We start from the raw sequence: 25,752 nt of genomic DNA, 5'->3' as shown, positions 1-25,752 counted from the left end.
CCTTTAAACCTTGATTATTCTATCCATTTCCCTTTTCAACTTTTTTTACTCTTTTATCGATACTGAATAAATAGGCTACAATTCCAATAAAAATAATGCTGATTACAGCAACTACCACGTAAATTTTACCGGAGTCACGCATAGTATCAGCCATTTCAACTGCTCCAGAATTTTGTGCTAATACAGTTTGTGCAAGCACAATTATTGTTAAGAAAAGGAATACTGATTTCTTCATTCAACTAATTTTATAAATATTGATATGCTTTACAAAGCTTTTGATGATTTAAATTGGCGGCGATAAAGGTTAGCAAAAATCAACTATCAAGCTGACTGTTTTCTAATTTACGAATACGGTAACGTAAAGTTGCAATCCACACTCCCAACATAATCCAGCCCAGGCAGGCCGGATAAAAAACCCAACGCATATTGTCATCCAGATCATATCCACCAAAACCGGGATTACCTCCGTTACCGGGATGCAGGGAATCTGTCATTCTTGGTAATATGAACAAGAGAACAATCATCACCGGAAAGGCGAAAATATTATATATGGCAGATATACGAGCCCTTTTTTGTTCTTCCTCCAGAGAATTTCTTAATACGAGATAAGCCATATACATCAAGGTGCTAATGGCTGCACTGTTTAATTTCGGGTCATTAGGCCATGGATCTCCCCAGGTATAATTAGCCCAGATCATCCCTGTTAGTAAACCTAAAAATCCAAAAATAATACCTGCATTAACGCTTTCTACGGCTAAAAGATCATCATTTTCATTCCCCGAACTCAAATACTTGATACTGTAAATTACAGATACCAAATACAATATGATCATGGTAAACCACATCGGAACATGAAAATATAAATTACGGATGCTCTCATGAAGAATAGGCAAGCTTGGAACTTCAATTAATAACCCTCCAATAATGGAGTAGAGAACAAGAACTGAGGCTATAATTTTCCACCAGTTTTTAGTCATAGATAGCATGATTTATGGGCCAAAGGTAATGAAATATCAATAAGTACGCAGCAAGCGGATTAAATTTAAATGGCCTGAAATCTCTTAAATAAACCCCTAATTCTCAACATTCTAAATCGAACAAATTTATTCTCGCCATAAATAAGGAAAAAGAATTAGTGATACGGCAATCACAATTACGTTAATTCCACCCAGAACTCCGATCTCATCCATTGAAACTGAACGATCTAATCCATCCATTGCATTCTTAGATAATTTGATCAATACTATTAATAACGGAATAATGACCGGGAAACTAAGAATTGCCATCAGCGCACCGCTGTTATGAGCTTTGGAAGCAATCCCCGAAATCATCGTAAAAACAGTAGCAAAACTTATACTTCCTAGTAAGACCGATATGAAATAAAATAAAGGGTCGCCCACCGGGTTTTTAAAAACGAGCGAATAAAATGCAAGAGCAATTACTGACAATAAAAGCATCAGCAGGATATTGTAAATTATTTTAGAAATGATAATAGCCTGCGGACTTGCAATAGTATAATAGTACAATTGCCTTCCTCGGTTCTCCTGCACAAAACTTTTGGTTATGGCATTAACAGAAGCAAATAACATGATAATCCAAAACAAAGCATTCCAGGTAATTGGCTGAATGGATTTAAATGCCAGAAAGCAAACAAATACTGTAGAAACCACATAGAGCAATATGCCGTTAAAAGCATATTTTGAACGCCATTCGAGCACAATTTCTTTGCGGATCAAAAATTTAACCTGGTTTAGTAAATTCATTGGCCACAAATATATAGTTTGAATCTGAGTTTGCCGATATCCTTTACGGATTGGAACCTCAATGCCATTTAAGTAATTTCAGCTTGTATATTTGGCTGTATGTTTTGTTCATCATTAGACTCTCCTATCGGGAAGATTTTTGTTAAAGCCAATGAAAGTGCCGTTTGTTATATCGGATTTGCCGAAGAAATTTCTGAGGAGAATTCAAACGAGCTGACTGAAATGGCTATAAGTCAATTATCCGAATACTTTGCATCCAAAAGAACCGAATTTGATTTTCCATTCGAACAGCCCGGAACAGACTTTCAGCAGAATGTATGGAAAGCTTTATTGAGTATTCCTGCCGGGAAACCCATTAGCTATGCTGCACTTTCTAAAAAAATGCATCATCCTTTAGCAATCAGAGCGATTGCGGCGGCAAACGGAAAAAACAATTTAATGATCCTTATTCCTTGCCACCGGGTAATTGGCAGTAATGGCGATCTGGTAGGTTATGCCGGAGGTTTGTGGAGAAAAAAGTGGCTGCTGAACCATGAAGCCATGACCACACAAAGCGGCCAGTCTTTTCTGATACTTTAAAAATCAGATTTCTAATTTTCTTGTAGGAATTCGATTATTAACCAGTTTAAACCAAAGCGGTGGAATTAAAGCAGGCAGAAACATGCTGGCATATCCGCCGGGTAATACCGGACTATTAGCATGCGACAGCAGCTGGTTAAATGGCTTGGAAGCATGATAATGATGATCGGCATGCCGGCTCAGATCGATCAGAAAAAAACGGCTTATTACCTTATCACTTTGCCAGGAGTGCTGCTCATTTACCCGTTCTTTACTTAATCTGCTCAGGCCGTAGTGCTCAATGTAATTGGTGTACTCCAGCAATAAATTGGCAAATACAGCCTGAAGAATCAATGCTGTGGAAACCTCAAATCCAAAAAAAATGCCAATGAATAAAAGAAAGGCACTATATCCTGCAAGACAAGCAATAAAATAATTATGAAAGCCGTAAGGCAGATATCCCTTTTTATTACATCGTTGTTTTTCGGATTGTAAAGATTGCTTAACCTGCCCCGCAATTGAGCGGACGAGATAATGATAATACGTTTCACCATATCTGGCCGTAACAGGATCTGCATCTGTTCCAACATGTTTATGATGAATTTTTAAATGATGTACATAGAAGTACGGATTAAATACACTGAACAATAAAAATCTCCCCAAAAAATTCCACCATTTTTCCTTGTGATGAATCAGTTCATGCGCAACAACAATGGCTAATGTACCGGAAGAGCTTCCGGTGGAGAGTGCAGCAGAAAATAGATAAAAACCGGTTATGCGACCAGATGCAATTCCAAATACAAGACTGGAGATGGATACAATTTGCGCAACAACGCAAAGGATTAATAAAACATCGGGTAGATTATCTTCTGAAATATCATCATTCGATTTGTCTTCAGGCAATATTAATTCTGCAATCCCTAAGCCAACAAAAGAAAAAATAAAATTGATGAGTGTATACCATCCACCCATCAGGTTTCCAAATACCAGCAATACTACCGGAAATAGGATAAAGAAATATTTCCAGTTTCTGAAAGATCCGGTTTTGTTCATTTTAATTGAATTGCCTTAACTCATTTAATTGAGCGCAACAAATTATTCAAAATAATTGAATTATTACTTGGATGAAAAGTTAGCTACAAACATTGCTGCAGCCATTAATGAAAAGTCTTTAAGAAGGCTTCCCATCGCGTTTTGATCGCCACCCAATAATGCCGGCAAATGAATAGTGAGTATAAAAACCAATAGCATTAATGCCAGGAGGTAGCCGGCAATCTTTGCAAATTTATTGATTACTAATGCAAGGGCCGCCAATATTAAACAAGCTCCGGTAATGTAAACCCAAATTACTCCGCCAGGTATATAAGCCGGAACCATGCCCTGCATATTCTCAGCATACATAAAATGCATTACGCCGAATACCGCAAAAGGAATGGCAAAAAGAACTCTTAAAACGCCGGGAGGTAATAATTGATTCATATTTATTTATTTAAGTATAGTAATCCTGTGAATTGACTATACCTAATTTAAATAAATTATTTCTTCCTTATTCCTATTTCCTTTTTTCTTGAAAAAATAATTAAGGTTAATGAACCAAGAACCATTAACCCCCAGCCCAGCCAGCGGTAATGTATAATTGAGCTGGCTGCGGCGGCCAGTTTTTTTAATGGAATGAAGCTAAAATAGTTGTTCACCTTAAAATAAACTGCTGCCAGTGTAAAAATGATAACCGTAAGCGAAAGCCATCCTGAAAGTTTAAGCAAAGAATTTTTACCAAATGCCCCGCCAATTAAACCCAGTGCAGCAAGCACAAAAACTATGCTTGCCAGAACAACATCTATATCAAAATAATTCCAGTTACCAATAATTGGAATATGCAGCATGGGGCTTAAGCCACCTGCAATGATTAAAAGAGAGCCGAATATACCGGCGTAATTACGGGAATTCATCAGAATTTTATTTTTTACCTAAAGCCGATTGAGGAGCGTTACCTTCCGTCAGTTCCATTTTTTCTGCAAAATGAGCACAGTAATCACGCAAATCTTCTACAATATTTTTTTCCCCTGTGGCTCTTAAAAAGCTGTCGCCCATTGTCTGAAGGGTTTCATAAAAGAAACGCTTCATTTCATCGGCAGGCATATCTTTTGTCCAGAGATCAATACGTAATGAATTTTTATAATTGTGATCCCATAAAGCGAGCATCATGGATTTAACAGGCAATGCCTCTTTATTGGTGCTATCTGTTGATTCCCACAAAATATTTTCAGGAACATTCTGATCATCTAATTCTATTGTAAGTTTTATTTCTGCTTTTTTCATTTAACTAATTTGCTTAAGCAAGCTGGAAGCGTCATTTCTGCTTGTAATTTTTTTATTTTATTGAGACCGTGAGTGCTAATTGATAACTACCCTAATTATTGTTATTAATGCAGCCACAAAGATGATAAATAGTAATTCAAATAACCAAATCCGTTTGGTATCCGAAAGTAATCTTCTAAAAACTAGATCAGCCACAAAACAGATTAGCACCATAAACAGAAGAGAAATGATTCCGTATAATTCAAATCCTGCAGAAGCATCAAAGAACATGAAATATATGCCACCAACCAGTAATAACGCAGATATTACATTGAGAGGAGTAAACCTGATGTTCATTTCCGTTTCCGATCTTTTTTATGAACTGCATCAAATTTCGGGCTCTTTTTTCGTCTTGCTGCGCCGGGCTTATTATTATGCAGAGAAGTTGCTTTTACAGGTTTAGCATTGCCAATATTTTTCGCCTTCTTTTCATGAAATGCTCCTTTAAAATCGGGGTCATCTTTACGCTTTTGCATATCAACGTCCTTTGCAATATTCTGGCGTTCTTCATACGGGGTTTCCTCAATAAATACGCCTTCCGGGATATTAAAAACAGGAATTTGCTGGCGAATGAGTTTCTCAATTCTGCTCACATAATACTCTTCGGCCGGACTGCAAAAAGTTATGGCATCTCCGCTTTGAAAAGCACGACCTGTACGACCAATACGGTGAACGTAATCTTCGATAATGATGGGAACATCAAAATTAATCACATGACTTACATTACTTACATCTAATCCGCGTGAAGCAACATCGGTGGCAACCAGAATCCGAACCTCTCCTTCCTTAAATGCATTAATGGAATTAATACGGGTATTTTGGCCTTTATTTGCGTGAATAACCCGCACTTCTTTTGCACCATATCTCTTCTCCAGAAAATGGAAAATATTATCGGCAACTGTTTTGGTTTTGCAAAAAATAATGAGCCTTTTTACCTCTTCATCCTGTTTCAGCAAATGCTGAAGAAGGTTTAGCTTGGTTTTTAAATTAGGAACGTGATATAAAGACTGGCTTATCGTTTGAGCCGGAGTGGCCTGTGCACTTACTTCAATTACTGTCGGATGCTTTAAAAAATCACCGGATATTTTATGAACAAGTTCACTCATAGTGGCCGAGAACAATAAGTTCTGACGCTTTCTGGGAACAACTTCCAAAATGCGGTGAATGGAACCAATAAATCCCATATCCATCATTTTATCAGCTTCGTCCATTACCATAAAGCTGATGTACTGGGTATTTATGTGACCCGCCAGATAGAGATCTAAAAACCTCCCGGGAGTAGCTACCAGTATATCCACTCCTTTTTTCAATTCTGCGATTTGAGTTTTGGGACCAAGGCCACCATAAATCACAACTGTTCTCAGATCAGTAAATTTGGCAAATGTGCGGATGTTTTCTTCTATCTGCATAGCTAGCTCCCGTGTTGGAGCAATAATCAGCGCACGGGGATCGATTCCTTGGGCATATTTCAGCTTCATTAAAATAGGCAAAACAAACGCGGCAGTTTTACCTGTTCCGGTTTGTGCTACTCCCATAATATCCTGTCCGGATAAAATAGGCATAATAGCTTTTTCCTGAATGGGTGTTGGTATAGTATAACCAGCATCGGCAACAGCATTTAATATCTGTCGGTTCAGCTTAAAGTCTTCAAAAGATTGAGGCATAAGCGCAAAGATAGGCTTTTTGTCTTGAGTCAGCCCTCAAAGCTGAGGCTTAACAGAAATTGCGTCTTTTTGGGACTCTGGAAATAGACAAAAGAATTTCATTCCAATTAATGAATGCAGGTTTTAAATCGTTAATCGTTGTTGAAGATCGTATCCTATAAACAACATAAAACCTGCATTTCAAAAATTACTATGTTTATAAATGCTTATTCCAATTAGGTTATTAATCTACAGGAGTCAGTTTATAAATTATTCCGGGGCTCTCTACGGCAATGTAGAGATAACCATCCGGTGCCATTCTAACATCCCTAACCCGGCCAATATTCTTAAACAGGATTTCTTCTCTTACAACTTTAGTATCTTTTAATACACTCCTGTTAATATATTGAAAACGCAAAGATCCCGACATCAGATTTCCTTCCCAGCCTTTATATTTGTTACCGGTTACAAAAGCTAAACCACTCGGGCCAATTGATGGAGTCCATTGATAGAGCGGCTGCTCCATACCTGGTTTTTCAGTTTTTGTGTTCGGACTCATTGGTTTGCCGCTATAATTAATTCCATAAGTAATGTCGGGCCAGCCATAATTTAATCCCGGATTAATGATGTTGATTTCATCCCCGCCTCTTGGCCCATGCTCATTAGTCCATATTTTTCCCGTTTGCGGATGAATACTCATTCCCTGAGGATTGCGGTGACCGTAGGAATAAATCGAAGCCTGTGCACCTGCTGTTTTCACGAACGGATTATCTGCAGGAATTGACCCATCAGACTTGATCCGATGGATTTTACCTAAATCATTCCCTTTTATTTGCTGAGGATTTTGTTTTTCGTTCCCTCTCTCTCCTACAGAAAAATATAAATAACCGTCTTTTCCAAACTGCATTCTTGATCCATAGTGATGTTTGGTTGGAGAATAAGGCTGGGCTATAAAAATATCTTTTTGGTTAGTCAGAACGCCGTTTTCAAACCTGGCTTTTAATATAGCTGTTGTTGCTAATTCTTTACCATTGTCGTCTTTTTTGCCTCTTGAATAAGAAAGGTAAATATTTTTATTAGAAGCATAATCCGGATCCAAAACTACATCCAGTAATCCCCCCTGACCGGCTGCGACAACTTCAGGAGTTCCCTTAACAAGGGTAAAAGAACGATCTTTTTTTACATAATAAAATTTCCCGTTCCTGTCTGTTACAAGCATTTCACCGGCGGGCAAAAAAGCCATTCCCCAGGGAACGTCTAAGCCTTTCAGCACTGTATCTAATCGAATAGTTAATTCTTCTGTCTTAAAAATATTTGACTGGGGCTTGTCAGATGATGAATAACGATCCACGTTTTTTATACCGCTCAAAATATAATCTGATAGCTGGTATATCTCCTTTTCATTAAAAGCAGAATCAAATGAAGGCATACCTTCATTTTCATAACCCATTTTAATAGCTTTAAAGAGATCATTTCGGCTGTTGCCGTGTTTCCATTTCCGGTCGACAAAAGCGTTCATTTTTTCACCATGGCAACCTCCGCAATAAGTTTGGTAATGAGCCGCTGCATTTCCAAATGCACTATCCTGAACAGGAGAATTTCTGTGAATTAATTCAGGTGCTTTTTCCCATCTATTAAAGCTTACTAAAATAAATGTGAAGGCAGCAATTATGGTAATGGTTATGATATATTTTAGCATCATTTTTTATTTAAAACTATGTATAATTAATAATCTAATACAGAATTTGTTTGGTTTAACATTCAAAACCGTTCATGTTATCTTTATAAAGATTTAAAATAGCCCAAAACAGAAATAATATTATGCTGACAAAAATTTTTCAGCCTTGTGGAATCAATTATCTATTCCACATTGTAACTATATTTGAAATATAAACAGGTTGAAGAAATTCGATTGCTCTTTATTTTTAATTTAATTAATCTCCAGTAACTATGTCAAGTATCCTTATAAAATCTGCTAATCTGGTTAATGAAGGAAAACAATTTATCGCCGACGTATATGTTAAAAACGGCATTATTGAAAAAATTGCTCCACAGCTTGATGTAAAAGCCGACCGTGAAATTAATGCAGAAGGATTACATCTTTTCCCGGGTTGTATTGATGATCAGGTACATTTCCGTGAACCGGGATTAACTTACAAGGGAGATATTTATTCGGAAAGCCGGGCTGCCGTGGCCGGAGGAATTACCTCTTATATGGAGATGCCCAATACGGTACCAAATACGTTGACGCAGATTTTATTGCAGGATAAATATGACATCGCCTCTATTAATTCTTTAGCCAATTACTCCTTCTACATGGGTGCCGGCAATAACAATCTGGAGGAAGTTTTAAAAACAGATCCAAAAAAAGTATGCGGTGTGAAAGTTTTCATGGGTTCGTCTACCGGAAATATGCTGGTCGATAATAAAAAAACCCTCGAAGGACTTTTCTCTAAAGTGCCGATGCTTATAGCTGTTCATTGCGAAGATGAAGGAATTATACGGGAAAATTTTAGCCGATTTACAACACTTTACGGTACAGAGATGACTCCGGAGATGCATCCCATGATCCGCAGTGCCGAAGCATGTTATAAATCATCTGCTTTTGCTGTTGAGCTGGCCAAAAAACATCAAACCCGATTACATATACTGCATATTTCTACAGCCATAGAAACAGAGTTATTTGAAAATTCAAGCTCACTTGCCGATAAAAAGATTACCGCTGAAGCCTGCATACATCATCTGTGGTTTTCTGACGAGGACTATGCTGAAAAAGGTAACATGATAAAATGGAATCCGGCTATAAAATCCAAGGAAGATAGAGAGGCTATTTTAAAAGCTGTACTCGACGGGCGTATAGATGTAATTGCAACCGATCATGCTCCGCACACACTTGCAGAAAAGTCGCAGCCGTATTTGATGGCTCCATCGGGCGGGCCATTGGTACAACATGCGCTTCAGGCAATGATTGATCTGTATCATCAGGGTAAAATTTCACTGGAAATGATTGCCCAGAAAATGAGCCATAACCCGGCTATTTGTTTCCAAATAGAAAAACGGGGCTTTATTCGCGAAGGTTATTGGGCAGATCTGGTATTAACGGATCTGAATAAACCAAAGCAGGTAACTTACGACACTCTTTTATCAAAATGCCGCTGGAGTCCGTTTATAGATCATACTTTCAAATCCTCTGTCAGTCACACAATCGTTTCAGGCAATCTGGTTTATGAAAATGGGATTTTTCATGAACAACACTGTGGCAAAAGATTAATTTTCAATAGATGATTCGGCTTCCTGCTCTCTTAAAAACATTATAAAATCACTTGCCGACTGATCTGTATAGCCTACATGGCGCAGCATATTAATTACCTGTCCGCGATGAAAAGTAGAGTGATTCATGCAATGCAAAATTATTTCGGCATTATTCTGTTTAAAATTTACACCCTTTAAATTGATATATTCAGTATTATCCTTAAAAAAAGAATCCTTCTTTTGATCAGCAAATTCTATAAATAATTTAGAATTATTCAGAATTAAGTGGCAAATACTTTTAAAAGATCCATTTAAATCAAGGTTATGCATATGAGGAATATTTTCGCCATTTAACCTCGAAAGCCATGTTTGTTCTCCATCTGCAATGTGTAACATGATGTTTTTAATAGCAAAATATTCATCCTGTTTAGAGCTGTTTTCTTCCACATAATCAATGGTACTTAAATAATTACACATCTTTTGGTTGGCCCAGTGATTATAACGCAGGTAATTAACAAGGATAGATTTCATCGGTTAAAATTTAAGTTCCTTAAATGTAAGAATATATTGGAGTATTCTGTTTTAAGAAAAGACCAAAATTCCGATCATCTAATAGTATGGTATTTAAATCAGGCTGCCTGAGGAAATTTCTGACTATCATCCGAATAGAATTAACATCGATTGGATTATGTTATTTAATAATCTGTAGCATAGCTCTCTAGTCAAAAACTAGCCAACTATTTTATCACAGGCAAGTCAATACCGTTCCTACCTTTTCAGAATCATTCTAAACTGATTACATTTGCGGCTTGTTGAATATTGTGATATGGCCAAAATTTCTATAAATCTGACTACAGGTTCTGTTCAAAAAGAAGATATTATTGTAGGTATCGATCTGGGAACCACTAACAGTCTGGTTGCTTTTATTAACCCTGAGGGAAATCCACAGGTTATTAATGACACCGGTAAAGGAGTTCTGGTTCCTTCAATAGTTCACTTTCAGGCGGATGGCAATGTTGTAATTGGCAATGATGCCAAAGCTTTTCTGATATCAGATCCCCAAAACACTATTTTTTCTGTCAAGCGATTATTGGGTCGGTCGTATCATGATATTGAAAATCATAAAGACCTGTTTTCATACAAAATTATTGATGATGATACAGAAAGCCTGGTTAAGATTATGGTTGGCGATAAATTTTATACGCCAATTGAGCTTTCGGGAATGATTCTGAAAGAGCTTAAAGATCGAACCGAACACGCATTAAAAACTTCGGTTAACCGTGCGGTGATTACCGTTCCTGCTTATTTTAACGACAGCCAGCGTCAGGCAACACGTGATGCGGGCAAACTTGCCGGGCTTGATGTACTGCGAATTGTTAATGAACCAACTGCCGCAAGTCTGGCTTACGGAATCGGATTAAATCCGGAAGAGGAAAAAACTATTGCGGTTTATGACCTTGGAGGAGGAACTTTTGACGTATCGGTTCTAAAAATCCAGAACGGAATTTTTGAAGTTTTATCAACTAATGGAAATACATTTTTGGGTGGCGATGATTTTGACCGGGCTATTGTTAATTACTGGATCGAAGCAAATGAGCTGGATCGAAATTCAATATCCGAAAATCCGGAATTTATGCAGGCTTTGAGGCTTAAAGCAGAAGAAGCCAAAATAGCGCTGACCACCCAAAATATTTTTAATGGGTTTGTTGATACAATCCCCTGTGAAATTACCCGTATCAAATTTGAAGAACTGATTAGCGATAAAATACAAGAAACTATAAAATGTTGCCAGAATGCTCTTAAAGATGCTTCTTTAACATCTGAGGATATTCAGGAAGTGATTATGGTAGGTGGCTCAACCAGAACTCCTTTGGTAAAATCAACGGTATCTGAGTTTTTTAAAAAACCGGTGCACGACAAAATAAATCCGGATGAAGTGGTGGCTTTGGGAGCAGCTATACAATCTGATATCTTGGCGGGCAACAGAAAAGATATTCTTTTGCTGGATGTTACTCCATTATCTCTGGGAATTGAAACAATGGGCGGATTAATGGATGTAATTATTCCCAGAAACGCAAAAATTCCGACTAAGGCCGGTCGACAGTATACAACTTCTATTGACGGCCAGGTAAATATGAAAATTTCTGTTTATCAGGGAGAACGTGATCTGGTTAAGGAAAATCGAAAATTAGCTGAATTCGATTTGAAAGGAATTCCGTCGATGCCGGCAGGTTTTCCGAAAGTAGATATCAATTTTCTTTTAAATGCCGATGGAATTTTAAAGGTACACGCAACCGAAGTTCGTTCTGGAGTAAAACAGGAAGTGGAAGTAAAACCGACCTATGGCTTAACAGATGCTGAAGTAGAGCAAATGCTGATTGATAGTATACAACATGCAAAAGAGGATGTAAGCCAACGGATGCTGATTGAAGCCCGGACAGAAGGAGAACAAATGGTTTACACCGTTGAGCGATTTCTTGAAAAGAATAAGAGTTATGTTTCTGATGAGGAAATTGCAGAAACAAATATTTTCCTTAACGAATTGAAATCCGCTTTAAGTTCCGGAGATAAGGATCATATCCTGAAAAAAATTGATGAAATCAATGAATTTACAAGGCCTTTTGCAGAACGTTTAATGGATCAGGCTATTTCAACTGCAATGAAAGGTAAAACAATTGATTAAAAAAAGTGACGAATAAAGTGTATTGTTACTCTTTATTCGTCACTCCAATTGATAATTATTTAAATTAAGATTGTTTTTCTCCGCCTTCTGTTGCTTCGCGGATAGCTTCCTGCTCACGTAAAGCATCTACATTTATATCCTTACCGTAATTGTTTTTGGTATCTTCAAAATCCTGAAGAATCTCTGCAATTTTATCCAGATTGTCAGCCACATTTTGATGCATTGCTGGTAACAGACGATCCAGAGCTTTGTTACCTAATTCAATATTATCTACCTCGATTTTACCAATTTTTTGAACAATAGCCGTTTGACTATTCTTTAAATCCTCGAGCTCACGGGTAATTTTTTCCATCAGGTCGAATTTTTTTAACTTATCCATAGTTGGTTTTTGAGTTTATTTAATTGATGAATAACAATTATAGAGCCAACACAGTTTTAAGAAAAATTATAAATGAGGAATTTGGTGCTTATTCAGATTTTCTGAGTAGACGACTTACATATTTCCCGATGATATCAAATTCGAGGTTGACCACTGATCCGGGACCTACTTTCTGCAGGTTTGTATGCTCAAAAGTATAGGGAATTATAGCTACCGAAAAATGATCATCAGCAGAATTAACTACCGTCAAACTAATTCCGTTAACACACACAGATCCCTTCTCAACCGTAACATTTCCCATAGAAACATCATACTGAAAAGTATATAACCAGCTTCCGTGCATATCTACTAAAGCGATGCAAACAGCTGTTTGATCTACGTGTCCCTGTACAATATGTCCATCCAGGCGCCCGTTCATTTGCATGCAGCGTTCAAGATTTACCAAATCACCAACGCTTAAATTTCCCAGATTGCTTTTTTCTAAAGTTTCAGAAATAGCTGTAACAGTATGCTCGCCTGGTTTTAATTCAACAACCGTTAAACAGACACCGTTATGCGATACACTCTGATCTATTTTTAATTCTTCTGATATAGATGACCCGATTGTAATGTGAAGATTGCTCTCCTCTTTTTGCAGGCTAATCACCCGGCCCAAAGTTTCTATAATTCCGGTAAACATTTTTACTATATGATATTATTCTATGTATTAAAATGGAGTTAAACAGATTAAACTTTTGACTATCCCCGTCTGTTTTTTTTCCAGCCGGATGCAGTTGTTTGGGTTAATTGTTCCATTTTTTCTGGATTCTGCTGTCCTATATATTTTGCAGCAATTAAAGCGGCAATAAAGGCTTCCTGCTCATCAGCGTTTTCCAAATTCTCCAGACTAAAATATTTCTCTACAAAATGAGTATCAAAATTTCCGGAAACAAAAGCCTGGTGCTGCAAAACAAACTTTCCGAAAGCCAGTGTAGTTTGAATTCCCGTGATCTGATATTCATCAATTGCCCGCAACATCCGCTCAATGGCTTCCGTTCGATCCTTACCATACGTAATCAGCTTAGCAATCATCGGATCATAATAAATTGGAATTTCCATCCCCTGCTCAAAGCCGTCATCCACCCGTACTCCCGGGCCTTTAGGTGTTACATAGGTTTGCAGCGTGCCAATATCCGGCAGGAAATTATTTTTAGGATCTTCGGCATATACCCGAACTTCTATGGCATGACCGGTTATTGAAAGATCTTCCTGCTTAAAAGATAAAACCTCACCTCTTGCAACCCTTATCTGCTCTTTTACAAGATCCACCCCGGTTATCATTTCCGTAACCGGATGTTCTACCTGTAAGCGGGTATTCATCTCCAGAAAAAAGAAATCGAGATTCTCATCCAGAATAAATTCAACGGTACCGGCACCTGTATAATTACAAGAACGTGCTGCATCAACAGCACATTTTCCCATTTTTGCTCTTAATTCAGGACTTAGAACTGACGAAGGAGCTTCTTCTATCACCTTCTGATGGCGACGCTGAACGGAGCAATCCCGTTCAAAAAGATGAACTATATTTCCGTGCGTATCCCCCAAAACCTGAATTTCTATATGACGGGGCGATGAAACATAGCGTTCAATAAAAACAGAACCATCCCCAAATGCCGAGGTAGCTTCAGATATAGCTGCATGCATCTGTTCTTCAAAATCAGAGGCCTTTTCTACAATTCGCATTCCCTTACCACCACCACCCGCAGCAGCTTTAATCAGGATAGGAAATCCAACTTCCTCTGCCCTGTCTTTCGCTTCCCCCATATCTGTGATGGCTTGTTCCGTTCCGGGAACCATGGGTATATTATATTTTAATGCGGCAGCTTTTGCAGATAATTTGTTACCCATTATTTCCATTGCCTCCGGCGATGGGCCAATCAACGTAATTCCTGCTTCTGAAACCTGCCGGGCGAAAGATGCATTCTCTGACAAAAAACCGTAACCTGGATGAATAGCATCTGCACCTGATTGTTTGCAGGCATCAATAATTTTATCAATTACTAAGTACGATTGACTGGAAGCCGCCGGACCAATGCAAATTGCTTCGTCAGCATACCGAACATGCAAGGCATTACGGTCAGCTTCGGAATATACTGCAACTGTTTTAATGCCCATTTCCCGGGCAGAGCGCATAATTCGCAATGCAATTTCGCCGCGATTTGCTATCAGGATTTTCTTCATTGGCACAAATGTAGTTTTTTTAAAATATTTGTGCACTTCACAATCCTCCGGATTATATGCCAAATAAATCAGTGTATTTCCCGGAAATCAAAATGAAAGACTTTATTAATGGATTTTCTTTAAGACTTCAATGGTATGATTAATCATGTCTGTATTGATATCCAGATGTGTTACAAAACGGATCATTTGTTTACCAAACGTATTGCATTTAATGCCGTGATTAAGAAGTTTATCAACAAAATCTTCTGCATCATGCTTTTTATCGAGTTCAAAAATTACAATATTGGTATCAGCAGGCATAACTTTTATTACAAACGGAAGCTCTTTTAAAGCAGCTGCCAGCGCCTTAGCATTTTTATGATCTTCGCTTAATCGGCTTATATTATTATCAAGCGCATAAATACCGGCGGCAGCTAAAAAACCGGCCTGTCTCATTCCGCCTCCTAATACTTTACGAATACGTTTTGCCTTTTCAATAGTTTCTATGCTCCCTAAAAGTACTGAGCCAACAGGCGCTCCCAAACCTTTTGATAGGCAAACAGAAATTCCATCGAACAGTTGTCCGTAATCTTTCGCATGATCACCGGTTTGTGTAAGTGCATTAAATATCCGTGCGCCGTCTAAATGGAGTTTAAGATTTTTTAGTTTACACAAATGGTAAATTGGCTGAATATCTTCCAATGTATAACAACTTCCGCCGCCCCTGTTTACTGTATTTTCCAGAACAACCAGGGTGCTTTTGGGATAATGAATATTATCCGGATTAATATTAGGTTCGATCAGATCCGGGTTAATTCTGCCCCGATCTCCGTACAGCAGTCGAACCGATGCCATTGAATTATAAGCAATTCCGCCACCCTCATAACGGTAAACGTGAGCTGTTTCATCGCAAATCACCTCGTCCATCGGGTTGGTAAAACATTTGATAGCGATCTGATTGGTCATTGTTCCCGAAGGACAAAACAAACCTGATTCCATCCCAAACAAATGAGCGGTTTTTTGCTCCAGTTCATTAACAGTTTCGTCTTCACCAAACACATCATCGCCCACTTTGGCATTCATCATTGCGTCAAGCATTCCTTTTCCGGGCCGGGTTACGGTGTCACTGCGCAGATCAACAATCATATTTTTCATTTATTTTCGTATTGTCCGAGGGATGTTTCGGATTTGATTAGCATTGAAATTAAATTCCTTTTCCCAAACCCTAATTAAAAGATTTAACCCTTTTTAAATGTGAGCTTAGTAATTTCAACAGGCTAAGATAAAGCGATTAAACTTTATTATTTACTGATCCAGTTATAAAATTCCGGAAATTCACGATGCCAGAACCATTCGCTGTGCTTTCCATCAGCAGCAGTTTTAAAATGCATGTATTTTTTGTTCAATCCCTGAGACACCAGCTGATCATACATTTTTTTCATATCAGGCACCATTTCTCTACTCTCCTGTTCTCCTGCAAGGAAATATATCTTAGACTTATGAATATTGCTTTGGGAAATATACGTGTAGATTTCGGGTGCAAGCCAGAACGAAGGCGAGAAAATTCCCGCTTTACCAAATACCCGCGGATATTTGGCAACCGCATACATTGAAATTAAACCTCCCATTGAACTTCCCGCAATAGCGGTATGTTTTCCGGATTTTTTAGTTCTGAATTTCTGATCGATATATGGTTTTAATGTCTTAGCCAGAAATTCAACATATTCCTGGCCTCTGCCCTTTCCAAACCTACTATTACTGTAAGGATTATATTCCGTTAAACGGTGCTGGTCGCCATGATCTATACCCACAATAATAGCCATTACTTTGTTCTCACTGGCCAGACTGTCCATTGTTTCGTCAATGTTCCATTCTCCATAGCCCGAAGTGAATGCATCAAATAAATTCTGTCCGTCATGCATATAAACCACCGGATATTTCTTTCCGGAAGTTTGGTAATCCGGAAGTAGATAAACCCAGATTCTCCTTTTTCTATTCAGCTGAGGAATATTAAATGCGGTATCCAATACTTGAACATTCTTGCTTGCCGTATGGACCTTTTCCGGTGATTTAAAACTATCCTGCCATTGTTTAATAGTTAAATTAATAACTGTATCCTTTTTCAGGAAAAAACTCCTGTTAGATATCGGTTGTCCGTCCAATTTTGTTTCAACTGTTCCCCAGGATCCCCTTGTTATTTTAAATTCCTTTAATCCCGGTAGGAGATCCAAAACCAATTCATACCGGTCTGATTTTTTTTTAAACCGGTAATTGCTGTCAGATGGATTCCAGTTATTCATATTTCCGGCTGCAAAAATATCCGAATCAACGTTAATTATTGCGTCCGAATTCATTATTATAAAGCTCACTTTGTTTGTTTGGGCAGTGCTAAGCAGGGAAAATAAAATTCCGGGCATTAAAAACGTAAAGAATAATTTCACAGAAGGCATACAAATATCGAATGGTTAAATTATTAAGATCGGCTAAAGTAGATATATCAGATTTTTTATTTCTTGATTAACTTAGAAAAAAAAATCCTAACATCGCCCTGCTTTAACTATTATATGGACAGTATTAACATCAAAAAATTAGCAAAAGAGCTTAATTTATCTACTTCAACCATATCGCGGGCTTTTAGAGGAAGCAGCGACATTAATAAAGCAACCAAAGAACGGGTTTTATCTGCTGCTTACGAGTTAAATTATGAGCCAAATCATTACGCCAGTAATTTACGTGAGCAAAAAAGCAATACTATTGCCGTTATAGTACCCGAAATTGCAAATAACTTCTTTTCTCAGGCAATTAACGGAATTGAAAGGGTTGCCCGCGAAAAAGGATACCATATTTTAATTTACCTGACTTACGATGACTTTGAGAAAGAAATCTCTTTTATAAATAATTTGCACAGCGGACGTGTGGATGGAATAATCATGTCGGTTTCCGGTGAAGCAAATAACCATGATTACCTCAATAAATTAAAGAAAAAGAAAATTCCGCTGGTATTTTTCGATCGGGTATATGAGGATATTGATACCGCTAAAGTAACCAGTAATGATTATGAAAGCAGTTTTTCTGCAACAGAACATTTAATAAACAACGGCTGCAAAAATATTGCCTACCTGGTGGTAAACAAAAGCCACTCCATCGGGAAAATGAGGATGCGTGGCTATACAGATGCTCTTGCCGCACATCAAATAAGTTACCGCGACGATCTTATTATTGATTGCAGCAATGATTTGGAACAAACCCAGGAAATTCTTAAGCAGGTATTTAATGATTTAAAACCAGACGGCATTTTTGCTTCGGTTGAGAGATTGGCCATTGCCACTTACCAGGTTTGCCAGGATCAGAACATCCGAATTCCTGAGGATATAAAAATCATAAGCTTTTCCAGTTTAGAAATTGCCGCTTTGTTAAATCCTTCCTTATCTACCATTACCCAGCCGGCATTGGAAATGGGTATTGAGGCTGCGAAATTACTTTTTAAAGCCATTAACTCCGGTGATGAGCAAATGGTAACTGATCAGGTAGTTTGCAAATCACAGATCATTGGGCGAAAATCCTCCGCTTCTAAATAGCAGGATAGTATATTCTGGAATTTTTATTCTCCATGCGGTCTACATAAAAATCTCTTGTTGGTAAGAGTAGAATTTTTTTGACAAAATATGCTGATTATCAAAAGAAAGTACTCTCCGGATTGCTTTAAAATCCTGTCCCGATTTCGACTTAAAACGGGCCAAACAACTCCCTGATTTTCCATTTTTTTCTTCATCATTTTTCGTTTGATTTTGATAAAATTCATAGCCGAATTTCCGAAAATAAGCAGAATTCCGGTTGAATTTATATGATGAGATTTCGATTTCTGTTCCTTTTTCGGGAACGTTACCGGTACCGTTCCCGAAAAAGCGTTCAAATTAAACTTAGTGTAATTTTTACACTTACAAATCGAAATACGCTTTTTCAATTAGCTCTTTTTCAGTCATTTAAATTTTACAACAGTTAAATAATTATAATAAAACAGAATATAATAAAGGTGAATTTCGCTTAAAAAAAATGATTGTTTGGAAGCGACAAATTATTAATTCACAAAATTTGGAATTGTGATGCAGTAACGTAATTTTAACCATAGTGTATTCAACACAATTAGCCACAAACATTTTAAACTAACTAAACAAGACTTTACATGAAAAAAAATTACTTGATGAAGCTTATGCTTTCCTGTATTTTTCTGATGTCAGCAATTATTGCATCAGCTCAAACCGGAAGTGTAAGCGGACGTGTGATGGACGAAACAAATCAGCCCTTACCAGGTGCTACCGTATCGTTGAAAGGAACTGACCGCAGTACATCTACAGATGTAAGCGGAAATTTTAATTTCAACAATGTTCCAACCGGATCGGCTACGCTGGTAGTAAAATTTATCGGATACTTACCTTTTGAAAAACTGGTAACTATCAGCAATACTAACCAGGTTGTAAATTTCACTTTAAGTCCTTCTTCAGAAAATTTAAATGAAGTAGTGATTGTTGGTTACGGAACTCAGCGAAAAGCTGATGTTACAGGTTCAATAGCCACTTTAACCACTAAAGATTTCGTAAAAGGTCAGATTACAACCCCTGAGCAATTAATCATGGGTAAAGTAGCCGGTGTTCAGATCACTTCGAATGGTGGTGCGCCCGGTGCGGGAAGTACTATCCGTATTCGTGGCGGAGCCTCTTTAAATGCAAGCAATGATCCTTTAATCGTAATTGATGGAGTTCCAATTGACAACAATGGTATTTCCGGATCTCCAAATGCACTTTCTCTGATCAATCCAAATGATATTGAATCAATGAATATTTTAAAGGATGCATCAGCAGCTGCAATCTACGGTTCAAGAGCATCTAATGGTGTAATTATTATCACCACTAAAAAAGGTCAGACAGGTAAACCACAATTAAGTTTCAATACCAACTTATCAGTAGCTAATACCGGAAATAAAGTTGATATTTTATCGGCTGAGGAATTTACAACCTTAATTAACAATACCAACAGCCCACTGGCAACACCCGCATTAAAAACCTTAGCAGGAACGTCTTCTACAGACTGGCAAAATGAAATCTATCAGTCGGCAGTTTCAACAGATAATAACTTAAGTTTAATTGGTTCGGTGAAAAATCTGCCTTATAGAGTTTCACTTGGTTATTTAAACCAGGATGGTGTATTAAGAACCGGAAACCTTGAAAGAACTTCATTGTCATTAAACGTAAATCCGCGTTTCTTTAATGATTTGCTAAAAGTTAATGTTAATCTGAAAGGAAGTTTAAGCAACAGCCGTTTTGCTGATCAGGGCGCTATCGGTGCCGCTGCAAGCTTTGATCCTACTCAGCCTGTTGAATCAGGAAATGCCAATTACGGCGGGTACTATGAATGGCTTGATGCTGCTTCAACTAATGGATTAAGAAGTTTATCTCCAAAAAATCCACTTGGGTTGTTAGAGCAAAGAGATGACAATAGTAATGTTAAAAGAAGCATTGGTAATATCCAGTTTGATTATACTCTTCCTTTCTTAAGAGATTTAAGAGCAAATCTTAACCTTGGATATGATGTATCCAAAGGCTCTGGAACTATCTTTGTTCCTGAAGCTGCTGCTTCAAACAACATGAGATTTAAAGATGCTGACGGAACTTTCAGAAGCGGAACCAACAACGAATATCTTCAGGAAAAAACCAACAAGCTGGTTGATTTCTATTTAAATTATACAAAAGATCTAACATCAGCTAAAAGTCGTATTGATTTAATGGCAGGTACTTCTTTTCAGGATTTCTATGCTACTGAATATGCATTTGCTGATTTCAGTACTGATGGTGTTAAAAGACCAGGATCAGATCCGAATTTCGCATTTGATAAACCACAAAATCGTTTATTATCATATTACGGAAGAATGGTTTATTCTTTGAACAGTAAATATATCTTAACCACTACTGTACGTGCGGATGGTTCATCACGTTTGTCACCTGAGAATCGCTGGGGTGTATTTCCTTCAGCTGCTTTAGCCTGGAACATCAGCGAAGAGGCTTTTATTAAAGATTCTAAAACTATATCAAACTTAAAATTAAGAGTTGGTTACGGTATTACCGGTCAGCAGGATGGAATAAACAACTATTCTTACCTTGGTAACTATGGATTAAGCGGTGCAACTGCTCAGTATCAATTAGGAGGAACATTTTTCAATATGTACCGTCCATCAGCATACAATCCTAACTTAAAATGGGAAGAAACTGCTACTGCCAATGCAGGTATTGACTTTGGTTTTGCAAAGAATCGCGTTACAGGTAGCTTAGATTATTACTTCAAAAAAACCAAAGATCTTTTAAATGTTATCACTCAACCTGCCGGAACAAACTTTATTAATGAGTTTATTGCGAATGTTGGAAACATGGAGAATAAAGGTTTAGAATTTTTAATCAACACAGAAGTTATTCAAAAGAAAGATGTTAGCTGGAATGTTGGTTTTAACGCTACTTACAACAAAAACACCATTACTAATTTAACTTCTGTTGCAGATCCTAACTACATCGGTGTTACACACGGTGGAATTAGCGGAGGAACCGGAAATAATATTCAAATTCACAGTACTGGTTTTAACAGATCGGCATTCTATGTTTATCAGCAGGTTTATAATGCAGAAGGAAAACCAATTGAAGATACGTATGTAGATAGAAACCTGGATGGTCAAATCACAGATAAAGATTTGTACCGTTTTAAAGGACCTGATGCACAAGTATACTTAGGCTTTAACAGTAATGTAAGCTACAAAAAATGGAATGCAGGTTTTGTAATGCGTGCCAGCCTTGGCAACTACGTGTACAATAACGTAGCTTCAAGCACAGGTACCTTCAGAAACATTTTCAATCCGTTAAACTTTTTGAATAACGGTTCAAGCGATATTCTTGAAACTAACTTCTCCGGATCTGGAACAAGATATTTCAAATCTGATTACTACATTCAAAATGCTTCGTTCTTAAAGATGGATAATTTGAATGTTGGCTATACTGTTGGAAAAGTGTTTAACAACAGCGCTAATCTTCGGTTAAATGCTAATGCTCAGAATGTGTTTACCATCACCAAATACAAAGGAATCGATCCGGAAATTAATGGCGGAATAGACAACAATTTCTATCCACGTCCAAGAACATTTGTTTTAGGTTTAAATCTTGATTTTTAATTCTAATACATAGATAAACAGATATGAAAAAATACATATATCAGGCAGCCTTAGGATTATCCATTGCTGCTATAACCTTAACATCCTGCGAAAAGGTTTTAGACCTGCAGCCTCTAAATGATGTAACATCAGAAGTGGTTTACAGTAATGCCGCAGGATACAAACAATCATTAGCTAAAGTTTACGGAAGCTTTGCTTTAACCGGAAACAGCGGTCCTGCAGGGTCAGCAGATATCGTTGGTTTAGATGAAGGAAGCAACGGTGATTTCTTCAGAACTTACTGGCAGGCTCAGGAACTTAGCACAGACGAGGCAGTAATTGCCTGGGGTGATGCTGGTGTTCAGGATTTTCATAACATGAACTGGACTTCTGACAATCCGTTTTTAAAAGGTTTATATTTCAAAAGCATGTACCAGATCACGTTGGTAAATGAGTTTTTAAGACAATCTACCGATGAGAAATTAAGTCAGAGATCCATCAGCGGAACTGAAGCAGATGAAATTCGGAAATACCGTGCTGAAGTACGGTTCTTAAGAGCTTTTCAATATTGGGTATTGATGGATATGTTCGGAAATCCTCCTTTCATAACAGAAAATGATCTGGTTGGCGGTCCGCTTCCAAAACAAATATCCCGTGCAGATTTATTCGCATACGTTGAATCTGAGTTAAAGGATATCGAAACGGTATTACCGACCACCAAAACCGCAGATTATTACGGTCGCGTTAACAAGTTTGCAGCTCAGGCTTTATTGGCCAGAATTTATCTAAATGCTCAGGTTTATACCGGAACAGCAAGAAATAACGATGCCGTTACTTATTCTAAGAAAGTAATTGACGGAGGTTACTCTTTAATTCCAAACTATCGTCACTTGATGCTGAACGATAACAATGTTAATAATACAGAGTCTATCATGACGATTAATTATGATGGAGCTAAAACACAATTATACGGAGGAACAACATTCCTTGCACATGCTTCGGTAGGTGGAAGTATGAACGCATCAGATTATGGCCTTGATGGTGGATGGGGTGGATTACGCACCACAAAATCACTGGTTAATCTTTTCCCTAATGCAGATGGTTCTACAGATAAAAGAGCTCAGTTTTATACAAACGGACAGACATTGGAAATTTCCAGCCTGACTACTTTTACTGATGGCTACGCTATTACCAAATACCAAAATAAAAACAGAGCAGGTGCTGCTGGTGCTAACGCAACTTTCGTAGATGCAGACATTCCATTATTCAGACTTGCTGAAATGTACCTGATCTATGCCGAAGCAACTTTAAGAGGTGGCTCAGGAAATGCGGCAACTGCTTTAACGTATGTAAATACATTAAGAGCCAGAGCATATGGAAATACTTCAGGAAACGTAAGTTCTATTAACCTTGATGTGATTTTAGATGAGAGAGCACGTGAGTTATACTGGGAAGGACACAGAAGAACTGATTTAATCAGATACGACAGGTTTACAACAGCCGGATATTTATGGCCATGGAAAGGTGGTGTTAAAGCAGGTAAATCGGTGGAATCGTTTAAAAACATTTTCCCATTACCATCTGCAGATGTGACTGCCAATCCAAACTTAATTCAAAATTCAGGTTATTAACATACAATTGGCGGAACTCGACATTCCGCCTTTATTAAATTAAATAATTAACCCTAACCCTTTTTATATGAAAGCGTTGTTTAACAAATTTTTCTTACTCAGTATTATGTCCATGCTGATCTGGTCTTGTAAAAAAGACGAGGTAAGAGTAATTGCAGCTGACGGTAAAGCAGCCGTGCTTACAGCCTCCTCCTCTAATTTAGTTTTGACCAAAGCTAATGCTGCAAATACAGCTATTACTTTTACAATCACAGCTCCCGATTACGGATATGATGCTGCGGTTACCTCTACCCTGCAGCTTGGGGTTAAAGGAACTAACTTTGCTAACGCAAAGGAATTTGATATGGATGCGAATGCTCTTACGAAAAGCTTCACTGTAATTGATTTCAACGCTTTGTTGTTAAGTATGAACTTAGCACCCGAAGCTACAGCTGATATCGAAGCCCGTATTAAATCTTCAATTTCTGCAAACATTGCACCTGTATTCTCAAATGCAGCTGCTATTAAAGTTACTCCTTATGCTTTAATTTCTTTTCTTTATGTACCAGGAGCTTACCAGGGCTGGACTCCTTCCTCTGCAGAAAGTTTAATATCTGCAACCAGTAATGGAATTTATGAAGGCGTTATCAATTTCACTCCCGGAAATACAGAATTTAAGATCCTGACCAAAAGAGACTGGGGAACACCAGAATATGGAACGGGCGCATCAGCGGGAACCATTTCAGTAGGTGGCGGAAACCTGGCTGCTCCCGGAACAGGAAATTACAAACTGGTTGCTAACTTAAATGACAATACTTTAGAATTCATACCTTTTTCATGGGGATTAATTGGAAATGCTCCGGTGGGAAGCGACTGGGGTGGCGGTAAAGATATTGTGATGAAGTATGACAATAGCAAAATGCTTTGGACAGTTACTGCAGAAATGATGGTTGGTGAATTTAAATTCAGACTTAACAACGACTGGAGTAATAATTTCGGAGATAACGGAGATAACGGTTCTCTTGAAGGCGGTGGAGACAACATCAAAATCACTTCGGCTGGAACGTATACTTTCGAGCTGAATCTGGTGAACAATACATACAAAAAGACTAAAATTTAATCTAAATTTAACTCTGTATTTAAATCCCGCTTCCCAGGAAGCGGGATTTTTTTTATAAAAAAACTCTAAGTGTTAATTGCACAATAAGTAATTTTCTTACATTTAGATTTCTTATCAAAAAAACCTATGATAATTATCGCAGACGGAGGGTCAACAAAAACAAATTGGTGCTTAATCAATGAGAAAGGCCAAAAGATCTATTTCAATACAGAAGGCTATAATCCATATTTTTCTGATACGGATTATATAATAGATTCATTACGAAAAACGATGCCTCAGGATATTGCCTATGAAAAGGTAACTGAAGTTGACTATTATGGAGCCGGTGTACACAATGAGGAAAAGGCAAATATTGTTAAAAAAGCTTTAGAAATGCACTTTCCTAAAGCTGACGTATTTGTAGGACATGATCTGTTAGCCGCAGCCAGAGCCTTATTGGGTCATAAAAAGGGTTTCGCAGCTATCCTGGGAACAGGCACTAACACCTGTATTTATGATGGCAGGGATGTGGCGCTGAATATTGATTCTTTAGCTTACATTTTAGGAGATGAAGGAAGCGGCTGCTATATTGGCAAGAAATTGATTGCCGATTACCTGCGTGGATACATGCCACCGGAAGTTAGAGATGTTTTCTTTGAAACTTACAAACTATCTCATGATGAAATTCTGGATAACGTGTATACCAAACCTCTTCCAAACCGGTTTTTAGCAAGCTTTAGTAAATTTGTTTACGACAATCCTGTTAATATTGAATATTCAAGAAACATTGTAAGAAATTCGTTCATTGATTTTTTCGAAAATCTGGTGATTCATTATCCCAACTACAAGGAATATACTTTTAACTGTATAGGTTCTGTAGGTTACAATTTCAGAAATGTGCTCGAAGAACTGGCGCATCATTACGGAATGAAAGTGGGACGAATTATACGCTCACCTATAGATGACCTGGTTAAATACCATATAGAAACTAAAAAGAAATAACTTCAAAACATAAAAAACCT

Annotated in this window: 24 protein-coding genes; 8 read left to right on the top strand and 16 right to left on the bottom strand. The window is 37.7% G+C overall.

The features are described 5' to 3' along the window. Window positions 1-19: 19 nt before the first annotated feature. From G521_RS0114195 to G521_RS0114185, 3 genes are all read right to left on the bottom strand, one after another. Window positions 20-235 carry a CcmD family protein gene (locus tag G521_RS0114195; protein ID WP_026899111.1) on the bottom strand — a complete coding sequence of 72 codons (216 nt, stop codon included), beginning with the start codon at window positions 233-235 and terminating at the stop codon, window positions 20-22. A gap of 79 nt (window positions 236-314) precedes the next feature. Next, on the bottom strand, window positions 315-977 hold the full coding sequence (gene ccsA, locus G521_RS0114190; RefSeq protein ID WP_026899110.1) for a cytochrome c biogenesis protein CcsA: 663 nt from the start codon (window positions 975-977) through the stop codon (window positions 315-317). Window positions 978-1,103: 126 nt separating this feature from the next. Then, the gene (locus tag G521_RS0114185) at window positions 1,104-1,763 is read right to left on the bottom strand and encodes a heme exporter protein CcmB (RefSeq protein ID WP_026899109.1); all 660 of its coding nucleotides are present in this window, start codon (window positions 1,761-1,763) and stop codon (window positions 1,104-1,106) included. A 99-nt stretch (window positions 1,764-1,862) separates the two neighbouring features. Here G521_RS0114185 and G521_RS0114180 point away from each other — a divergent pair, with 99 nt between their 5' ends. Continuing rightward, window positions 1,863-2,342 (top strand): methylated-DNA--[protein]-cysteine S-methyltransferase, encoded by a 480-nt coding sequence (locus G521_RS0114180; protein WP_026899108.1) that lies wholly within the window; start codon window positions 1,863-1,865, stop codon window positions 2,340-2,342. Window positions 2,343-2,345: 3 nt separating this feature from the next. Here the strand turns inward: G521_RS0114180 and G521_RS17385 are convergent, their stop codons facing one another. The 7 genes from G521_RS17385 to G521_RS0114145 form a co-directional block, all read right to left on the bottom strand. Beyond that, on the bottom strand, window positions 2,346-3,374 hold the full coding sequence (locus tag G521_RS17385; RefSeq protein WP_051189776.1) for an alkane 1-monooxygenase: 1,029 nt from the start codon (window positions 3,372-3,374) through the stop codon (window positions 2,346-2,348). A gap of 63 nt (window positions 3,375-3,437) precedes the next feature. Beyond that, entirely contained in the window at window positions 3,438-3,800 is a 363-nt protein-coding gene (locus tag G521_RS0114170) for a DoxX family membrane protein (protein WP_026899107.1), read from the bottom strand. Window positions 3,801-3,856: 56 nt separating this feature from the next. Next, a complete protein-coding gene (locus G521_RS0114165; RefSeq protein WP_026899106.1) occupies window positions 3,857-4,270 on the bottom strand; it encodes a hypothetical protein in 414 nt (137 codons plus the stop codon). A gap of 7 nt (window positions 4,271-4,277) precedes the next feature. Then, on the bottom strand, window positions 4,278-4,640 hold the full coding sequence (gene gldC, locus G521_RS0114160; protein WP_026899105.1) for a gliding motility protein GldC: 363 nt from the start codon (window positions 4,638-4,640) through the stop codon (window positions 4,278-4,280). Between the two features lie 75 nt (window positions 4,641-4,715). Further along, window positions 4,716-4,976: a hypothetical protein gene (locus tag G521_RS18320; RefSeq protein WP_026899104.1), complete on the bottom strand. Its 261-nt coding sequence runs from the start codon at window positions 4,974-4,976 to the stop codon at window positions 4,716-4,718. Further along, the gene (locus G521_RS17380; RefSeq protein ID WP_051189775.1) at window positions 4,973-6,343 is read right to left on the bottom strand and encodes a DEAD/DEAH box helicase; all 1,371 of its coding nucleotides are present in this window, start codon (window positions 6,341-6,343) and stop codon (window positions 4,973-4,975) included. Before G521_RS17380 ends, G521_RS18320 begins: the two co-directional genes overlap by 4 nt. A 223-nt stretch (window positions 6,344-6,566) precedes the next feature. Next, window positions 6,567-8,024, bottom strand: coding sequence for a PQQ-dependent sugar dehydrogenase (locus tag G521_RS0114145; protein WP_245580877.1), 1,458 nt, complete (start codon window positions 8,022-8,024; stop codon window positions 6,567-6,569). A 248-nt stretch (window positions 8,025-8,272) separates the two neighbouring features. Between G521_RS0114145 and G521_RS0114140 the strand changes: the two genes are divergently transcribed. Further along, window positions 8,273-9,607 (top strand): dihydroorotase, encoded by a 1,335-nt coding sequence (locus G521_RS0114140; RefSeq protein WP_026899102.1) that lies wholly within the window; start codon window positions 8,273-8,275, stop codon window positions 9,605-9,607. Here G521_RS0114140 and G521_RS0114135 read toward each other — a convergent pair. After that, on the bottom strand, window positions 9,590-10,105 hold the full coding sequence (locus G521_RS0114135; RefSeq protein WP_026899101.1) for a DinB family protein: 516 nt from the start codon (window positions 10,103-10,105) through the stop codon (window positions 9,590-9,592). The two genes, G521_RS0114140 and G521_RS0114135, sit on opposite strands and share 18 nt — an antisense overlap. Before the next feature lie 295 nt (window positions 10,106-10,400). On the opposite strand from G521_RS0114135, the gene hscA reads away from it, so the two are divergent. Continuing rightward, complete coding sequence (hscA, locus tag G521_RS0114130; protein ID WP_026899100.1) at window positions 10,401-12,257, top strand: Fe-S protein assembly chaperone HscA; 1,857 nt, start codon at window positions 10,401-10,403, stop codon at window positions 12,255-12,257. A 64-nt stretch (window positions 12,258-12,321) separates the two neighbouring features. Here the strand turns inward: hscA and G521_RS0114125 are convergent, their stop codons facing one another. From G521_RS0114125 to G521_RS0114105, 5 genes are all read right to left on the bottom strand, one after another. Further along, window positions 12,322-12,636, bottom strand: coding sequence for a hypothetical protein (locus G521_RS0114125; RefSeq protein WP_026899099.1), 315 nt, complete (start codon window positions 12,634-12,636; stop codon window positions 12,322-12,324). A gap of 88 nt (window positions 12,637-12,724) precedes the next feature. Beyond that, window positions 12,725-13,315 carry a riboflavin synthase gene (locus G521_RS0114120; RefSeq protein ID WP_026899098.1) on the bottom strand — a complete coding sequence of 197 codons (591 nt, stop codon included), beginning with the start codon at window positions 13,313-13,315 and terminating at the stop codon, window positions 12,725-12,727. 59 nt (window positions 13,316-13,374) lie between these two features. After that, on the bottom strand, window positions 13,375-14,856 hold the full coding sequence (gene accC, locus G521_RS17375; RefSeq protein WP_036679579.1) for an acetyl-CoA carboxylase biotin carboxylase subunit: 1,482 nt from the start codon (window positions 14,854-14,856) through the stop codon (window positions 13,375-13,377). Between the two features lie 105 nt (window positions 14,857-14,961). Continuing rightward, the gene (locus G521_RS0114110; protein WP_026899097.1) at window positions 14,962-15,990 is read right to left on the bottom strand and encodes a threonine aldolase family protein; all 1,029 of its coding nucleotides are present in this window, start codon (window positions 15,988-15,990) and stop codon (window positions 14,962-14,964) included. 146 nt (window positions 15,991-16,136) lie between these two features. After that, the gene (locus tag G521_RS0114105) at window positions 16,137-17,189 is read right to left on the bottom strand and encodes an alpha/beta hydrolase (RefSeq protein WP_162141798.1); all 1,053 of its coding nucleotides are present in this window, start codon (window positions 17,187-17,189) and stop codon (window positions 16,137-16,139) included. 210 nt (window positions 17,190-17,399) lie between these two features. Here G521_RS0114105 and G521_RS0114100 point away from each other — a divergent pair, with 210 nt between their 5' ends. From G521_RS0114100 to G521_RS0114075, 5 genes are all read left to right on the top strand, one after another. After that, on the top strand, window positions 17,400-18,413 hold the full coding sequence (locus G521_RS0114100) for a LacI family DNA-binding transcriptional regulator (protein ID WP_026899095.1): 1,014 nt from the start codon (window positions 17,400-17,402) through the stop codon (window positions 18,411-18,413). 605 nt (window positions 18,414-19,018) lie between these two features. Continuing rightward, on the top strand, window positions 19,019-22,042 hold the full coding sequence (locus G521_RS0114090) for a SusC/RagA family TonB-linked outer membrane protein (RefSeq protein WP_026899093.1): 3,024 nt from the start codon (window positions 19,019-19,021) through the stop codon (window positions 22,040-22,042). Window positions 22,043-22,065: 23 nt separating this feature from the next. Continuing rightward, a complete protein-coding gene (locus G521_RS0114085; protein WP_026899092.1) occupies window positions 22,066-23,652 on the top strand; it encodes a RagB/SusD family nutrient uptake outer membrane protein in 1,587 nt (528 codons plus the stop codon). A gap of 67 nt (window positions 23,653-23,719) precedes the next feature. Further along, a complete protein-coding gene (locus tag G521_RS0114080; protein WP_026899091.1) occupies window positions 23,720-24,751 on the top strand; it encodes a SusE domain-containing protein in 1,032 nt (343 codons plus the stop codon). Window positions 24,752-24,877: 126 nt separating this feature from the next. Continuing rightward, complete coding sequence (locus G521_RS0114075) at window positions 24,878-25,732, top strand: N-acetylglucosamine kinase (protein WP_026899090.1); 855 nt, start codon at window positions 24,878-24,880, stop codon at window positions 25,730-25,732. Window positions 25,733-25,752 lie beyond the last annotated feature (20 nt).

Source organism: Daejeonella oryzae DSM 19973, from assembly GCF_000422945.1.
GTDB classification, from domain to species: domain Bacteria; phylum Bacteroidota; class Bacteroidia; order Sphingobacteriales; family Sphingobacteriaceae; genus Daejeonella; species Daejeonella oryzae.
The sequence above is the reverse complement of the archived record's forward strand: the minus strand, read 5'-3'. Positions and strand labels throughout refer to the sequence as shown.

What these genes read in the sequence shown, in the direction of transcription:
- G521_RS0114075 (WP_026899090.1), top strand. Translation starts at nt 24,878, where the DNA reads ATGATAATTATCGCAGACGGAGGGTCAACAAAAACAAATTGGTGCTTA.
- ccsA (WP_026899110.1), bottom strand. Translation starts at nt 977, where the DNA reads ATGACTAAAAACTGGTGGAAAATTATAGCCTCAGTTCTTGTTCTCTAC.
- G521_RS18320 (WP_026899104.1), bottom strand. Translation starts at nt 4,976, where the DNA reads ATGAACATCAGGTTTACTCCTCTCAATGTAATATCTGCGTTATTACTG.
- hscA (WP_026899100.1), top strand. Translation starts at nt 10,401, where the DNA reads ATGGCCAAAATTTCTATAAATCTGACTACAGGTTCTGTTCAAAAAGAA.
- G521_RS0114100 (WP_026899095.1), top strand. Translation starts at nt 17,400, where the DNA reads ATGGACAGTATTAACATCAAAAAATTAGCAAAAGAGCTTAATTTATCT.
- G521_RS0114135 (WP_026899101.1), bottom strand. Translation starts at nt 10,105, where the DNA reads ATGAAATCTATCCTTGTTAATTACCTGCGTTATAATCACTGGGCCAAC.
- G521_RS0114195 (WP_026899111.1), bottom strand. Translation starts at nt 235, where the DNA reads ATGAAGAAATCAGTATTCCTTTTCTTAACAATAATTGTGCTTGCACAA.
- G521_RS0114085 (WP_026899092.1), top strand. Translation starts at nt 22,066, where the DNA reads ATGAAAAAATACATATATCAGGCAGCCTTAGGATTATCCATTGCTGCT.
- G521_RS0114080 (WP_026899091.1), top strand. Translation starts at nt 23,720, where the DNA reads ATGAAAGCGTTGTTTAACAAATTTTTCTTACTCAGTATTATGTCCATG.
- G521_RS0114140 (WP_026899102.1), top strand. Translation starts at nt 8,273, where the DNA reads ATGTCAAGTATCCTTATAAAATCTGCTAATCTGGTTAATGAAGGAAAA.
- G521_RS17380 (WP_051189775.1), bottom strand. Translation starts at nt 6,343, where the DNA reads ATGCCTCAATCTTTTGAAGACTTTAAGCTGAACCGACAGATATTAAAT.
- G521_RS17385 (WP_051189776.1), bottom strand. Translation starts at nt 3,374, where the DNA reads ATGAACAAAACCGGATCTTTCAGAAACTGGAAATATTTCTTTATCCTA.
- G521_RS0114145 (WP_245580877.1), bottom strand. Translation starts at nt 8,024, where the DNA reads ATGATGCTAAAATATATCATAACCATTACCATAATTGCTGCCTTCACA.
- G521_RS0114165 (WP_026899106.1), bottom strand. Translation starts at nt 4,270, where the DNA reads ATGAATTCCCGTAATTACGCCGGTATATTCGGCTCTCTTTTAATCATT.
- G521_RS0114170 (WP_026899107.1), bottom strand. Translation starts at nt 3,800, where the DNA reads ATGAATCAATTATTACCTCCCGGCGTTTTAAGAGTTCTTTTTGCCATT.
- accC (WP_036679579.1), bottom strand. Translation starts at nt 14,856, where the DNA reads ATGAAGAAAATCCTGATAGCAAATCGCGGCGAAATTGCATTGCGAATT.
- G521_RS0114185 (WP_026899109.1), bottom strand. Translation starts at nt 1,763, where the DNA reads ATGAATTTACTAAACCAGGTTAAATTTTTGATCCGCAAAGAAATTGTG.
- gldC (WP_026899105.1), bottom strand. Translation starts at nt 4,640, where the DNA reads ATGAAAAAAGCAGAAATAAAACTTACAATAGAATTAGATGATCAGAAT.
- G521_RS0114125 (WP_026899099.1), bottom strand. Translation starts at nt 12,636, where the DNA reads ATGGATAAGTTAAAAAAATTCGACCTGATGGAAAAAATTACCCGTGAG.
- G521_RS0114180 (WP_026899108.1), top strand. Translation starts at nt 1,863, where the DNA reads ATGTTTTGTTCATCATTAGACTCTCCTATCGGGAAGATTTTTGTTAAA.
- G521_RS0114090 (WP_026899093.1), top strand. Translation starts at nt 19,019, where the DNA reads ATGAAAAAAAATTACTTGATGAAGCTTATGCTTTCCTGTATTTTTCTG.
- G521_RS0114105 (WP_162141798.1), bottom strand. Translation starts at nt 17,189, where the DNA reads ATGAATTCGGACGCAATAATTAACGTTGATTCGGATATTTTTGCAGCC.
- G521_RS0114120 (WP_026899098.1), bottom strand. Translation starts at nt 13,315, where the DNA reads ATGTTTACCGGAATTATAGAAACTTTGGGCCGGGTGATTAGCCTGCAA.
- G521_RS0114110 (WP_026899097.1), bottom strand. Translation starts at nt 15,990, where the DNA reads ATGAAAAATATGATTGTTGATCTGCGCAGTGACACCGTAACCCGGCCC.